17 protein-coding genes and 1 tRNA gene are annotated in these 13,708 nt (G+C 38.6%); 5 read left to right on the top strand and 13 right to left on the bottom strand.

Translation table 11 applies throughout. From position 1 onward, the window contains the following. Together KKB09_03860 and KKB09_03855 are read right to left on the bottom strand one after the other, a co-directional pair. Positions 1–860, bottom strand: an 860-nt coding sequence (locus KKB09_03860) for a PGF-pre-PGF domain-containing protein (GenBank protein MBU4300331.1), incomplete at its 3' end; no start/stop codon positions are given. Continuing rightward, entirely contained in the window at positions 808–1,182 is a 375-nt protein-coding gene (locus tag KKB09_03855; GenBank protein MBU4300330.1) for a hypothetical protein, read from the bottom strand. The genes KKB09_03855 and KKB09_03860, both read right to left, overlap by 53 nt. Positions 1,183–1,698: 516 nt before the next feature. On the opposite strand from KKB09_03855, the gene KKB09_03850 reads away from it, so the two are divergent. The 3 genes from KKB09_03850 (at position 1,699) to KKB09_03840 (ending at position 3,761) form a co-directional block, all read left to right on the top strand. After that, positions 1,699–2,367: an HAD family phosphatase gene (locus KKB09_03850; GenBank protein MBU4300329.1), complete on the top strand. Its 669-nt coding sequence runs from the start codon at positions 1,699–1,701 to the stop codon at positions 2,365–2,367. 22 nt (positions 2,368–2,389) lie between these two features. Beyond that, positions 2,390–3,103, top strand: a complete 714-nt coding sequence (locus KKB09_03845; GenBank protein ID MBU4300328.1) for a TraB/GumN family protein — start codon at positions 2,390–2,392, stop codon at positions 3,101–3,103. Positions 3,104–3,197: 94 nt separating this feature from the next. After that, entirely contained in the window at positions 3,198–3,761 is a 564-nt protein-coding gene (locus KKB09_03840) for a hypothetical protein (GenBank protein MBU4300327.1), read from the top strand. A gap of 155 nt (positions 3,762–3,916) precedes the next feature. Here the strand turns inward: KKB09_03840 and KKB09_03835 are convergent, their stop codons facing one another. Continuing rightward, the gene (locus tag KKB09_03835) at positions 3,917–4,450 is read right to left on the bottom strand and encodes a J domain-containing protein (GenBank protein MBU4300326.1); all 534 of its coding nucleotides are present in this window, start codon (positions 4,448–4,450) and stop codon (positions 3,917–3,919) included. A gap of 144 nt (positions 4,451–4,594) precedes the next feature. Further along, positions 4,595–4,836: transfer RNA gene (locus tag KKB09_03830), tRNA-Ser, on the bottom strand. A gap of 167 nt (positions 4,837–5,003) precedes the next feature. On the opposite strand from KKB09_03830, the gene KKB09_03825 reads away from it, so the two are divergent. Together KKB09_03825 and KKB09_03820 are read left to right on the top strand one after the other, a co-directional pair. Continuing rightward, positions 5,004–5,621, top strand: coding sequence for a hypothetical protein (locus KKB09_03825; protein ID MBU4300325.1), 618 nt, complete (start codon positions 5,004–5,006; stop codon positions 5,619–5,621). 140 nt (positions 5,622–5,761) lie between these two features. Further along, positions 5,762–6,400 (top strand): DUF1648 domain-containing protein, encoded by a 639-nt coding sequence (locus KKB09_03820; GenBank protein MBU4300324.1) that lies wholly within the window; start codon positions 5,762–5,764, stop codon positions 6,398–6,400. Between the two features lie 89 nt (positions 6,401–6,489). Here the strand turns inward: KKB09_03820 and KKB09_03815 are convergent, their stop codons facing one another. The 9 genes from KKB09_03815 to KKB09_03775 all read right to left on the bottom strand — a co-directional run bounded on the left by KKB09_03815 (position 6,490) and on the right by KKB09_03775 (position 13,584). Continuing rightward, positions 6,490–7,107, bottom strand: coding sequence for a hypothetical protein (locus tag KKB09_03815; GenBank protein MBU4300323.1), 618 nt, complete (start codon positions 7,105–7,107; stop codon positions 6,490–6,492). 242 nt (positions 7,108–7,349) lie between these two features. Further along, positions 7,350–8,180 (bottom strand): amidohydrolase family protein, encoded by an 831-nt coding sequence (locus KKB09_03810; GenBank protein ID MBU4300322.1) that lies wholly within the window; start codon positions 8,178–8,180, stop codon positions 7,350–7,352. Between the two features lie 120 nt (positions 8,181–8,300). After that, the gene (locus KKB09_03805) at positions 8,301–8,675 is read right to left on the bottom strand and encodes a hypothetical protein (protein MBU4300321.1); all 375 of its coding nucleotides are present in this window, start codon (positions 8,673–8,675) and stop codon (positions 8,301–8,303) included. An 11-nt stretch (positions 8,676–8,686) separates the two neighbouring features. Further along, the gene (locus tag KKB09_03800) at positions 8,687–9,067 is read right to left on the bottom strand and encodes a hypothetical protein (protein ID MBU4300320.1); all 381 of its coding nucleotides are present in this window, start codon (positions 9,065–9,067) and stop codon (positions 8,687–8,689) included. 192 nt (positions 9,068–9,259) lie between these two features. Further along, positions 9,260–9,781 (bottom strand): hypothetical protein, encoded by a 522-nt coding sequence (locus KKB09_03795; protein ID MBU4300319.1) that lies wholly within the window; start codon positions 9,779–9,781, stop codon positions 9,260–9,262. Positions 9,782–9,990: 209 nt separating this feature from the next. Then, entirely contained in the window at positions 9,991–10,488 is a 498-nt protein-coding gene (locus KKB09_03790) for a flavodoxin family protein (GenBank protein ID MBU4300318.1), read from the bottom strand. 41 nt (positions 10,489–10,529) lie between these two features. Next, positions 10,530–11,345, bottom strand: coding sequence for a KilA-N domain-containing protein (locus KKB09_03785; GenBank protein ID MBU4300317.1), 816 nt, complete (start codon positions 11,343–11,345; stop codon positions 10,530–10,532). 198 nt (positions 11,346–11,543) lie between these two features. Further along, positions 11,544–12,083, bottom strand: a complete 540-nt coding sequence (locus KKB09_03780) for a hypothetical protein (protein ID MBU4300316.1) — start codon at positions 12,081–12,083, stop codon at positions 11,544–11,546. Between the two features lie 100 nt (positions 12,084–12,183). After that, positions 12,184–13,584, bottom strand: a complete 1,401-nt coding sequence (locus KKB09_03775; protein ID MBU4300315.1) for an Eco57I restriction-modification methylase domain-containing protein — start codon at positions 13,582–13,584, stop codon at positions 12,184–12,186. Positions 13,585–13,708: the final 124 nt, after the last annotated feature.

The following is a 13,708-nucleotide window of genomic DNA, read 5'->3' as shown; positions in this document are numbered from 1 at the left end:
TAATAATTCACAGTCGCGGTTGAATTGAGCAAATCCGTCTTCAGCTTGTTCCAGCCGTTTTCATAGCGAGCAAGCCATATCATTGTAAAGTTGTTCTGCAAAATCCACGACTTATTGACTTTGAAATCAATCGTCGCATTGTTTATCTGAGAATTGTTGAAATTCTTCTTTGTGATGTTGATGTACTGGTAAACCGGTTCTTTCGGCGCAGAAACAGGCACTGTTTCAACTTTTGCAACAGTAACCGAAGCTCCTGAAAGCGCGGATTTCAGGTTCACAACAACTTTTTCAATATCGTTTTTTGGCAGAACGGTTATTGTTTTTGTCGTTGTTGAGCCTCCGCCTCCTCCACCGCCGGAGGATGAAGTTGTGGTTGTAGTTTGCTGCGCAGGCGAACTGACGCTGAATACATGATAAACAGAATCAGCGTTTATATTTCCGTAGCTGTCATTGCATTTGTAATACAGGCTGTACGTTGTCCCGTCAGACAAGCCGGAATAAAGAAACGAATGGCTTGTGCTTCCGGTGTTTGTGAAGTTCGTTCCGTCTGAATACGCAAAAGATGAATTTATTAGGTTGTATCTGCACACGGCGTTTTCGTCTGTTGTTATGTTAATCCATATGAACGTTGTTCCTGCTGAGAGGGATGTTGTGTTTCCAGGTGAAATCAGGATTATATTTGGCGGATCTATGTCCGTAATAATGGCCATCTCTGAATTTTCATTCAATGATATTGTAAATGATGGCAGAACCCCGTTTTCATTCGTTGTTAGGTTGTATGAATTAGATATTGTGCCGCCAGTTGTGTTATATATTGAATTTATCCACTGTAATGTTGAACCATGTCGAATTTGAGGCATATACTTGACTCAAAGGCGATTGAACTGTTATGATTGGATTGGTAACCGGCGCATTGCTTAACGGCAGGTAATCCACATTGTCTGCCCCTAATGTATATGGAGAATCACAGAATTCGTCAGACTCTGCGTTTGTACATGTTTCGCCATAGCCAGAACCTTCGCGCTCATAATAATTTCCCCCAATTACAGCCCCGTCGATTATGTTTATTCCTGATTGCTTTGTAGTATTCCAGTAGTTTGTCATGACGCTTGAATCAACTGCTATGTTGGTGTAAATAAATTTATTATTGTAAATAATATTCTGCGTAGCCGTATTATATATATCGTATTATATATATATGTATGTATATGTATATATAAATACCGCGTGTAAAAGCGCCAAGTGTGGTGACAATATTGCCTGAAATCGTATTTGAATTAGCAGACAAAACATTAGAAAATAACATAATGCCAACACCGTAAGCGTCTGAAATAGTGATGTTATTTCTCGAGACATTATTTGAGTTAGATTCTGAGAGCAACATGCCATAATTAGTGGCGATAATAGCGTTATCCGAGATCGTCCAATTTATATTATTACGTCCTGCAGATTGCATAAGCATAATGCCGTAATAACTGTTATTAATCGTATTATTTACAAACGTGACGTTCAAGCTTCCTTCTCCCTGAAATCCTGTGCCGGCACCCAATCCGTCTATAATATTGTTTCTTACAATAGTGTGATTTGCGTTTGAGCCTAAAGAAGCAAAAGTAAAATATCCGAATTCTAAATGGCGCTCGTGGTGATATCGTTTGATGCGTTTTTTCAGGTTATAATATTTTCTGGCTAATAATATCCATGATTCGTGCAGTAATCTTCGACCTTGACGGAACGCTGATAGATGCGCTTGACGGCCACGTTCTGACGCTAAACCGCGCGTTTGCTGTAAAAGGATATCCGAAGCAAAAGCCGAAAGAAATATATAAATATTACGGCGAGACTGGCGAGGAAATAATACGCGCGCTTCTGAAAAAGCCGAGCATTGATGCAGAGGTTGAGGAAATCGCGCGCCTAAAACGCGAGTTTTACAAGGAAACTAACGGAATATACATAAAGCTGCTTCCGGGAGTTGCAGAGCTTATTCGCATGCTTCATTCCAAAAAAATCCCTTTGGCTGTCGCATCTTCTGCAAACCGCAGGGGAATTGATGAAGCTCTTGATAAAACAGGGATTGCGAAATATTTTTCGGTAATTGTTTCTTCAGATGATGTAAAAAATAGCAAGCCGAATCCGGAAATATTTCTCAAAGCCGCAAAGGCGCTGAAAATCGCGCCAAAAAAATGTCTTGTTTTTGAGGACTCTTTATGGGGCGTCATGGCGGCAATTGCCGCGGAAATGAAATGCATTGCAGTTGCCACAGGAACAGCAACAAAAGCTGATTTGAAAAAACTTGAGCCGAACCTTGTAATTGATAGTATGAATGTGATTCACATATCAAAAATTGATGCGTTTCTTTCATCTTTATAATGTCTTCTTTCAAATTATTCACATGCATGTTTTTGGCCAGACTTCTTCGACTTGGGATGAAACGTCTGGAGCGAATCGCAAGCAGATTAAGCGGATATATATTGTCGGAACATCACACATAGCAAGCGAAAGCATTGAAAAGGTCAAAGAAGCGATAAATGAGAAAAAGCCGGATTGCATAGCTGTCGAGCTTGATTCAAACAGGTATTATGCGATGCTTTACAGGCAAAAGGGCAATGTGAAGCTGCCATTTTTGCAGAAGGCAATTCTTGTTCTAATGCAGAAGATGCAGGAAAACCTGAGCAAGCAGACCAATATTTTTCCCGGCCAGGAGATGCTTTCTGCTGTTGAATACGCAACAATGAACGGCGTGCGAGTCGCTTTCATTGACCAGGACATAAATTATACTGTGACGCGCCTGATGAAAAAGCTCGGGTTTTTTGGCAAATTAAAGCTTCTGCTTTATTTAATTCCTGCGTTCATTGGCATCCCTATAAAAGGCGTCACAATGATTGCGGAATTTGACCTGAACAAAGTGCCTGACGAGAAATTGATAGAGCGCGCGCTAGTTGAGCTTAAGCGTGAATTCCCGATGATTTACGAGGTTTTGATTGAGGAGCGGAACCGGCATATGGCGCGCAACATAAAAAAACTGCAGGAGCAATTCGGGACAATTGTCGTTGTTGTCGGCGCAGGGCATGTGAATGGAATAAAAAAGTTGTTGAAGGAGAAATAGCCCACAATAAGTCTGAGATTTGTTTTTGAGCACATCGCCAAAAGCTTTATAAAGATTTGATGTTATTTAGTGGTGGTTACATATTGGTGATTATATGACTGATGAACTACGTATTACAAATTATCGTGGCAGCAATGCAATTCCTGGAAGCAAGGCACAAAGTTATTTGAATCAACTTGTCAAAAATATTAATCAGGTGCGTAAGTCAGGCACAAAATCCAGCACAGAAATCGTGGTGTATAAGCCCCCAGCAAATTCGCCGAATCTAAGTGTTCAAGATAGTGCTCCGCAAGAAAAGATTGTTACGGTTAGCGATCCGATCAGGTATCCTTCGGAAGTTAGCCTCTCTATACATTCAGTATACCATCTTCCGAATAGCAGTCAAATGGCATTTCTTATTGAGTTTGAAAAGGGAATAAATCCTTTTAATGCGGTTCCATTCAATGTAGCTAAGTTCTTGCCTAAAGGAGGTAGAAAAGCTAAAGTTTCGCTTGAGAAAGGTCCAAAAGAAATATATTTAGAACTTGTGGCCCGTGTTGCAAAAGAAGCTCTTTCAGGAAAATGGGTGGATACACTAGCATATGATTACGATATGATTAAAAAGGAAATTACTGAAGATCCGAAAAAAGCCATATTTATTTATTCGCCAAATAATTAACGTCACCATAAACAGACGGAATAAAAAATATTAAATAACCTGCTACCATACGTTTACATGGCGCGTAGGTTGTATCTCTCTTTCAAATTCAAATTTCTGAATCCGTAGTGAGTTTAGTGCGTTCCGAAACATTTAATGTACTAGGTTGAACTATCTTAGTTCAATTCCCTTTTCAGGATTTTGTGCGCGTTATTCAGCTCCTTGAATTTTTCAGTGTTTCCGGTAGGCGTATCGGGATGTAATGCGCGTGCCAGGTCTTTGTATTTTTTGTTGATGGCGTCCATATCATCAACATCGTGTTCAAAGCCTAAAAATTCTCTTGCTTCTTTGCGTTTATCAACAATATCCGAATCTTCTTTGAACTCTTGAATGAAGTCCTCTATTGTCTTTTCTTTCAAAAGAACCTGCTTTGTTTCAATTTCTATTACTTTGTATACTATGTAGAGATTGTCCACGAATTTCTTCTGCAGATTGTAGCTGTAATGCATGTGGTGGCCCAAGAAATACCAAGTTGCAGAAGCTTTGGCCTTCTTAATCGCTACGCTTTCAAGAGGTATCTCGACATCATATTCGTTGACACCGATGTGTTTTAAAAGAGTAATTATATTATTCTTAAATTGCAATGCCTTTCGGTTAAATGCGGCATTGGTGATTATTGCATTTATTTCATGTCCTTTAACTTTTACCATTTTAATCACTTTGTTTAAGCCCGTTTACTTGAGCTGCGGCTTTTATAAATGCGGTGTTTGTCAGTATTTTCGTTTTCCGGGACAAAAATGCGCAAACTGTTTCTGAAACAATTAATCCTTTGCAGAACATGCGCTTTACAAAAATGGCGCCGGAAGCAGGATTCGAACCTGCGAGTCCGTGAAGACAACGGTTAGCTCGTCAAGTTCTGTTGGCTTAAGCACAAGTCGAGCACTTTTAGATTTTTCATTAAGAAAAATCGTGAAACGCAAAGCGTTTCAAAAGTGTGAGATTTCCCGCCCTCAATGAAGTTGAGGTCGGTCCAGTACTCAAGGTTCTGTGGAACCTTGTTCGAGACCGTCGCACTACCTGGCTATGCGACTCCGGCACGCAATTTAGTGGGGAAAGAAAGAATAAAAATACATCTTTCTAACTTTCAACATGCGATTAAAGAATAGGAAAACGCTTATATTCGGCAATATCAAGGGAAACTCTCATGCTGTCAAAAAAATACTCGAAATCGCTGATGCTGAGCGAATATATTAGCTTGTTACTTTGGGAAGATTTGATGACAACGGCTGTATAAAACCAAGTTCATTTGCGAGCGGAGCACAGGAGACATACAATCTTTTAACGGATTGGGCAGACGCATCTAATGAAAGGGTGTGGATGGGCATAACAATGCCTTATGACAATATTTCGGTTTTTTTGCGGGAACGCGAATATTTAAAGCACCTTTCAGGCGGTAAAAATTACCGAATGCATTACAAGCAAGGCAATCTTCTTTTTGCCCATTATAGTTCTGATATACTGCATGGAGTGAGCATGGCTGAAGTATTTAAAAAAGAAATCCGTGCATGGGAAAAAGGGCCTAAAACCGAGCCGCTTATTGCATTTTTCGCGCATTCTTATTACACGGGGTACTGTGAAAAATTTATGGAGGCGCACCCAACTAATGAGCATTTGGGAGATGAATTCGGCGGCTTGCTGGAAATACACCTTGAACCGGGAAAACAATACTGGATAAGCACAGGACCCAACCAAAAAAGCCTCGAATACCGCGGGACTAGCTTCGCAAATTTCGGGATTCTTGATGCTGATAGAAAAACGGTTACATTAAGAAGAGTTCCTTATATTGCGCCTTCAATTCTTGATTTTATTAGCGGGCAATAGTTTCATGGGCCATTCCCTATGCTCTGAATACCCTAGGACAACACACTTTATTGCCGCGCTTTTTGCTTCTTCCAAGTATCATGGCTTAACGAGATTTTTTGATTAAAATTATTTATTAATGGCAAAATACAATTATTGCTATGCGAAAAAGCGAAATGTTTGCTGTTGCAGTGATTCTGCTTTCATTTATTGTCGGCGCGTATTTCTATCCCTCAATGCCGGACCGCATGGCGTCCCACTGGAACGCAAAGGGCGAAGTCAACGGCTACATGCCAAAATTCTGGGGGCTGTTCTTTGTGCCGTTTCTTTCTGCCGGGCTGTTACTGTTTTTCACCATCATACCAAAAATAGATCCGCGCAGGCAGAATATAGCGAAATTCAGGCAATACTACGACGCATTTATCGCGCTTTTGATGGGCTTTATGTTTTACCTATATCTTCTGACAATTGCGTGGAATCTTGGCTATCGATTCGATATGCTGCGTTTAATGGTGCCTGCACTGGGGGCGCTTTTCTATTATCTGGGAATTCTTATAGAGAACGCGAAGCAGAACTGGTTCGTCGGAATCCGGACGCCATGGACTTTGTCAAGCGAGCGCGTCTGGAACAAGACTCACAAGCTCGGCGGAAAGCTGTTTAAATTTTCCGGAATTGTCGCGTTCATAGGGATATTCTTCAGTAAGTATGCAATATGGTTCATTATTGCGCCGATTATTCTTGTTTCATTTTATTTGCTTTGCTATTCTTATATCGAATATCGAAAGGAAAAAAAGAAATAGCTTTGTTCTTGAATTAAACTCGTTTAGTTAATGTGGTGAAGTAGGTTTACTAATAACCTGGCTTTGCGGTTATTAAAGATATGCCGCGGCTAATTAATGGTTGCATCGCCTTCTTTAGGAATTTCTTCTTCAGTGCTTGAGCCAAAAAGCATATGCAGTATCCGCATAACAAATTCCAGCAGTACTGCAAATCCGAAGTAATATAATAATAGCTTCCAATAGGATGGAAAACTTTTTAGAGTTTCAATTGACGTTGTAAAAGAGAAATATGATGTATCAATGATGAATATGCCAAGCAGTGCAAAAGGCAGCATCTTTGCAAGATCCTTGGACAGGTCTTCATTATAGTATGCAGTGACTCTGACTGCGCTGACAACACTTATTGATGCCAGAAGAACGCTTTGGACTGTCTGCTCTTTTGCAAGGAATGTCAGCATTGCGGCAAGTACGATGAACCAGAAGAACGTGCATATCGGTATCACTATGATGTATTCCAGTATGTAAAGGAAAACATGGTATGCCTTTTTTATGAACGCGTGCTCTACTGCATTATATTGGTGGAGGTTCAAAGCGAGAAGGTCTTTTTTTGCCAAAAATTTGTAGAAATTGAAGATGAATACGGAATAAAAAACCATGCCGCCGACAAAAAGCGCCAGAGGCTTAAGCATAACATATGCTTCGGTGGGATCCAGTTGGAATGGCAGCATAGATACTATTTTGATTCTCCGTATATAAATGCTTTTGATGCAAAGGAAATTCTAGGCACAAAGACGGCAATTCTGTCGAATGGAAGAAAGGCGACAAGTATCCTGGCCAAAACACATATTTGCTTTGCTGCCGCAGGCAGTCGGAAAGCCATACTATGAATCGCGCCATGTTTCTGCAAAATTCAGGGACGGCGATGAGTCAGTTGAGAAGTAATTGGCGCCGCATTGTCAAAAGAATGTTATTATCCCCAAACCCGGAAATAGTTTTGATTGAGTATTTTATTCACATCCGTTCTGCTTAAATCAAGGCACTCTATCTGTTGTATCTGTTCGGCATATCTTGTCCACGGCTCGTCCGAACCAAAGAGCACCTTATCAGTATGTTCTTTGGTGATGTCTTCAAGAGGGATATTTTTATAATATTTGTAATATGGGTGCGTGCATGCGCTTGTGTCAACAAACAGGTTGGAATATTCATCAAGAGCGTCAATTATTTTAGGAATGCCATTCGCGCAGTGAGCTGCCTGAAACGTTATTTCGTCGTTATTTTCTACAATTTCAAGGAATTTGTCGGGATTTTTATCGTTCTCTTCGGAAAGGTGCAATACCATGTTGAGCTCGTTTTCGTTAAGATAATCAAGCAGGCTGTCGGGAATTGCGCCGTGAGGTTCGTAGAATTTTACTCCTTTGATATTATCGAATCGCTCGATGTCTGAAATTTCAAATTTTGAATTGACAAAAGGCACAAATTCTATTCTAGCGTCATTTAGTTTGCTGATAGTATCATTTATTCCAGAGTAATCATTGTTCGCCAGTAATGAGTCATCTATTGGCGTGGAAAAAAGGAGTTTTTTATACAGGTAGTACCCCGAAAGTGCAAGAACAAGCTCTGAAAAATACCTTGAATAGCCCGATGGCTCAGGCATGGAAAAAAGAACAGCATTCTGGATATCGTACTTGTCCCAGTCTTTCTTAAGGCTGTTGTAGCTGTTTTTAACAATTAATCTCCCGCGTCCAATGCTTCCCAAAAAGCCGTTAAATCCAAAATGGTAATGCGCGTCATTTACTTTCATAACAATCAGACTGGCAGAACGTATAAGCGGATGTTTTTGGTTTAATTGGGGGGGGGATATTGCATTGATTATTTGAGGGATTATTGTTTTGGTTCTGGATAAGACGCGCGGATGATGGCGTTATCCAAAATACCCTAACGAATCATCATTAACTTTTTGCGGCATTGCCATATTTTGAATTAGTTGATGAACTATATCATCCATGGCATTTTTCGTCAACGGTATGATGTCTTTTCTGATGGCTGCCGAAATTTCGGGATATTGCGGCAATCTTTCAAGTAAAGCGCCTTCAATTTGTCTGTAAAAAGAATCCTCATCAATCTCACATATATCATTTATGCTGAAATAATTCGTCAGGCTGCATCCTTTGTCTTTGCATCCGCATAAGCTATTAAGATCGGATATATCAGAGATGCCGCTTTCTTCATTGCCTATTCCGTCTGTCTGGCTTCCAATATAGAAATAACGCAGATCTTCCTTTTCAGTACAAATCATCAGCGAATCATCTATTTTTCTTTCCTGTTCAATAGCCTTTCCAGGATATTTCTTTTTTTTCCTATAAGTATCGGATCTTTTGAAAAAATGGTGTAATCGCATCCGAATTCATATCTTGGCCCGTATTTTTGAGGGTCAATAGACAATATCACTGATAAACATTTTCCAGGGCCGGTAATCAAAGTGTATTCAAGAAATTCAGTAGCAATCCTTTTAAGAGTATTGATTTTTGTTTCGTTTTCGGCCATAAGATTATTGACTTTAAGATGCTGGCCGTACTCAAACTGTATGAGCATGCCCAGCTGTTCCAGAGGAACCGCGTATTTTTCTGATAGTTTATTTGCTATTTGGGCTATTTCGTTTCCAATATTTCCATCCAGTATAATCGCCATAAAATCACCACTGTCTGTTAATTACATGATTTCAGAACATTTAAATAGCTTGGTTTTTGACTTTTAGAAGCGCCACCCGTTTGACAGCGCGGACCCGGCGGGAGTACAACATTTCTTTTGGGGTCTGGTATCGTTTATTTTTCAATATATTGTATGGATGAGCGTCTTGCAATTGCGGCATTTCCTGACAATTTACAGGTTGAAGATATCTTTTTTTGCATCAATTACGTATGCATACTCAGTGTCTAAGTCCCATACAACATCATTTGTTTTCGCAATGAAAAAACAGCCCACTAAATCAGCTTTCGTCTTCTCTATTTCGCTGATCATTGTCTTTATGCCAAGATATTTGTTTCTCGAGATTACGTCGTCAACTAGTACTATGGTATCGGTTTTTTCCAGATTATATGCCTTGAGCGCATTTCCCGTCCTATCTCTGGATTTTGGAGAATAAAGTACCAGGTTGGCATTTCTTGCATCAGCCACTTCTGTTGCAATCGGCGTTCCGCCAATGCCCCTTCCGACAACAGAATTGAATTTGTATGGCTTTAACAGATCCAGTATACAGTAAAGCGCCATTTTGCGGGTCTCGGGCCGCCCGTACAGTTTTATGACATTTAGCTCCGTGCCGCCATTTTCCAGAATTCCAAGTTGATAGTCCGCGCTTTTGATTAGATTAATCAGGCTTTTCTTCAGCAGTTCCTCTTCTTTCATCTGGCTTCCTCGGTCGCAAGTTTTTATATATGTTTTGCGCGCGACTACTCAAAACACTGCAAATGTCGAACTAATGCGGCGCGGACGTGGGGATGCGCGTTCTTTTGGCGGAGGTGCCCCTCCTCATACGACAAAGCCCTATTATGCGAGGGTGAGAAGTGTTAGCGACGAGCGCGGACGGAGTAAAATCTTTGATTTTACGGAGGAGCTCAAAAACTGCCCTTTATTTTTGATGCAAATTCTTTTGCTCTCTCAAAATCTTTTTGATTTGGTCTATTTTTATTTAACCCGCCAATATATTTAAGAAAAACATTGGTATTAAAGCCGGGTGCGATGAACTCACCAAGAATCTTGTAACCCTTAGATTCTAACTTATCTTTGAGTGCGGCATGTGCTTTTACTGAATAATTGCTTAGAAACTTATCGCCCAGTATAGCAACAGGAGCCCCGCTAGTTGAAAAGATAAAAGTTTTTTTACCAACACCCTTTGATGATTTGTCTACAAGATCAAGCAAACTAATGTGATGCTTACCATCATATATTCCTGAACCAAAACCAATTAAATCATACTTATCTAATTCTTCATTTTTTACTTCAGAAGGTTTTTTAATTTCCGCATTTAATTCATTAGCAAGAACTTTTGCTATTTCCATAGTATTTCCATGATGGATTGATTGGCAGATTATAAGTGTTTTTTTTGTTTTCATGTTAATTCTTTTATTAAGGATTGTATATAACTGCCTCTTAATTACTTGCTTTTCAGTTTCATTTTCCTGACATTGGAATCATCAGTCAGCAATTTCATTTGCTGGATTGCAATTTGGTTTAATTTGACCAGCCGTTTATCCTGCGGCAGCCCTTCGTTAATAAAAAAAGCATTTAAATTTTCCAAATTGGAAAGGCAGATAAGCTGGGACACATTTGCATAATCCCGTATGTTGCCTTTTTTGCCATCATTGTCATCCCTCCACTCTTTTGCCGTCATGCCGAATAATGCAACATTCAGTACGTCCGCTTCCATTGCATAAATCAGGTTTATCTGCTGCGGAGTTACTTCTTTTGGAATGAGATTTTCTTTTATCGCACCCGTGTGGATCGCGTAGTTAATTTTAGCCAGATTTCGCTTAATGTCCCAGCCCAATTGTTTTTTCTCTTCTTCCTTCAGCCTTTGAAATTCTTTTATTAGGTATAGCTTGAACTTGGGCGATATCCATGCTGCAAACTCAAACGCAATGTCTTTATGGGCGTAAGTTCCGCCATATCTTCCTGCTTTTGCAATAATGCCGATTGAATTTGTCTTTTCTGTCCATTGCTTGACAGAAAGAATAAATCTGTTCAGGCCTGCTTGGCTTTTAATTCCCTCGAATTCGGGGGAATTAAAATCGGGATTGTTTATATCTTCCCAGATTCCGAGGAATTCTATTGTGTTCTTGTTTCTCAGCCATTTTTCGATTAAAGCAAGGCCGTTTTCGGTATTTTTCACCATATCTGTCAAAGAGATATAGTCGTCTTCGCGGAAATTGCAATAAGATATTTCAGTTCCCAAAACATTTATTTTGTCCATAGCTGTTTTCACCCTATGCCCATTCGATTATTCCGGTGCTATGGCAATCAATAATTAACCCGCGCATATAAACATATTCCCTATGCCTTGCCGATATAATTCATGATATCTGATTAGACAAGTGTTTCAGAAGAAGCGGCGCATGTTTGGCGGCGAGGACTTAGGTGGGGGTGCTTTGGGTTTCGAAGGACTAAATTTCTATTGATATTTAGAATATTGTATTGAGAAATTCGATCCATTCTTACAAGATTCTATCTCTTTTATTTTCTTCAATAGTATTTCTTTTACCTTTTCTGGAGATATAGCATCTTCACGCTTTACCGGTATACTACCAGATCTATCGAATGGAATCTCAGATTCGTTTATGCCCTTATAAACTAATCCTTTTGCAATAGTGACTAATGCTTCGTTTATTCTTATTTTCTCAGGTAAATTGCCCGAATAAACAAAAATAACACCCTCTACATCTTCGATTAAAAATGATTGGATTACATCCGCAATTATCAGATCTTGTTTTTTTTCTTGACTATCTAAAACTTCAAAAATTAGTTTTTTATTATTACGTAGCTTAAAATAAACATCAGGTTGATAGTTTACCATAGATTTAGAATTGTAATCGACAATCGAAAGTGGTCTTTGATTTCCTCGATATACTGTTTTTGCTCTTTTTTGTTTAATCCATAGATTACCCAATAGAACAATTCCATCTTCAACTGTTCGGTGGTATTTTGTAACCATAGTATCAATCCCATGCAAAAAACGAAACCTTTTTCTTGCGTCTACTACCCTTCTTACGGACATAAAATGTTACTCTTCTTCTTGGCATAGTATCACCAATCTATCTCAAACTTTCTTCAACAACTTTCCTTTCCTCCTCAGTTATTCCATAAATCTTATACACCAGCTCATCAATCTCGAAGTCCACCTGCTTAATCTGCTGTTCCAAGAGTTCCTTTTCGCGCCCCGCGCTTTTATCGTTATGATATTTCTTTTGAAGCGCAAGCATCTGATTTACTAAGGATATTATTTCTTGCTGCTGTTTTTTATCAGGAGTTATAATTGGGTATCGTCCTATAATTTTGGGATCATAAGAGTAATACTTTCCTTGTAGTGACGTTCCTATATTCTGATTTAAATATTCCATCAATTTCGAATTAAGAATTCCTAATAAGTATTTTTCATCTAAAGAATGGCCTTTGTTTAATATCAAAGCAAATCCACCAGCAACTCCGCAGGTCATATAATAATTATCTCGCTCATCAAAATAAAAAGAAGAATGAAATGCGCTGTTTGGCGTTAATATTTTAGGTAAATCATAAAGATTAATGCTTCTGGGATACGTAAGAGAAAACCAACTTTTTGATTTAGAAAGTTTCTTGTGTTCTCTATCTTTTATCTTATTCTCTAATTCTTTAAAATAAGAATAAATTCCATTATGTTTCTGTAATTCCTCTTCTGTTAATGATTCATATCCTTTATCCGTTTTTGTATACGGGAATATTAAAATTCTATTTACGTAATTAACATAATACCGTTCTATATCTTTTCCTTTTACTAATCTTTTTGTGAATTCCTTTTCAATAATATGTTCTTTTCCAGTTTCTTCACTTTTTATTTTTATTTTATCCCCTAAATCCTGAACTAATTTTACTAAATATATTGAATCGGCACTCGTAGCCACACCCTGAAAAAAATTCTCTTTGATTTGATTTAAATTCGTCTTTATTTTTATTAGTTGATTTATTATTCTCTGATTACTTCCCACATTAAAATTCCAAACATTATTTTTTAAGGAGTCTTCTTGAATCATTCCTGTTTTAAGATCTCCATTATCAAAAGAAGAAAGAGGGGGTATTTTTACTAAATAATCATGAATATGTTCTATCGTATTCATTTCCGAATATTTTATCTGGGTGTTATTTGATTTTTCTAAAAAAAGCAAACAAGTATACGTGCTCGCGCCCAAAAATATTTGATTATCTTTAAAATTCACAATTTCTTTTAAACTTTTATTGGTTATGATGAAATTTCTCAAAGGTTGCCCATAGTTAGATATAAAAAATTTATTTGGTAGGATAAACCCTACTTTTCCCAAATCCTTTATTAAATTAACCGCTTTTTCTACAAATAAAGAATAAATATCATAATTGCCTATTGCTGAGGCATAGTTCTTGCTAAAATAATCAATATCTTTTTTATCTAATGTTTGTATTCTAATATATGGCGGATTCCCGACCACAACGTCAAACCCGCCCTGCGCGAACACTTTCGGGAACTGGGCGCGCCAACTGAACGCTTTGTCCGAAACTGCCAAATCGTCAATCAAAGAGTTTCCGCATTTTATGTTGTCTTTGAGTGTCGGC

This window comes from Nanoarchaeota archaeon, assembly GCA_018897155.1.
Lineage (GTDB): Archaea > EX4484-52 > EX4484-52 > EX4484-52 > LFW-46 > LFW-46.
Note: the sequence above shows the minus strand (reverse complement) of the source record. Positions and strands in the feature narration are given on the sequence as shown.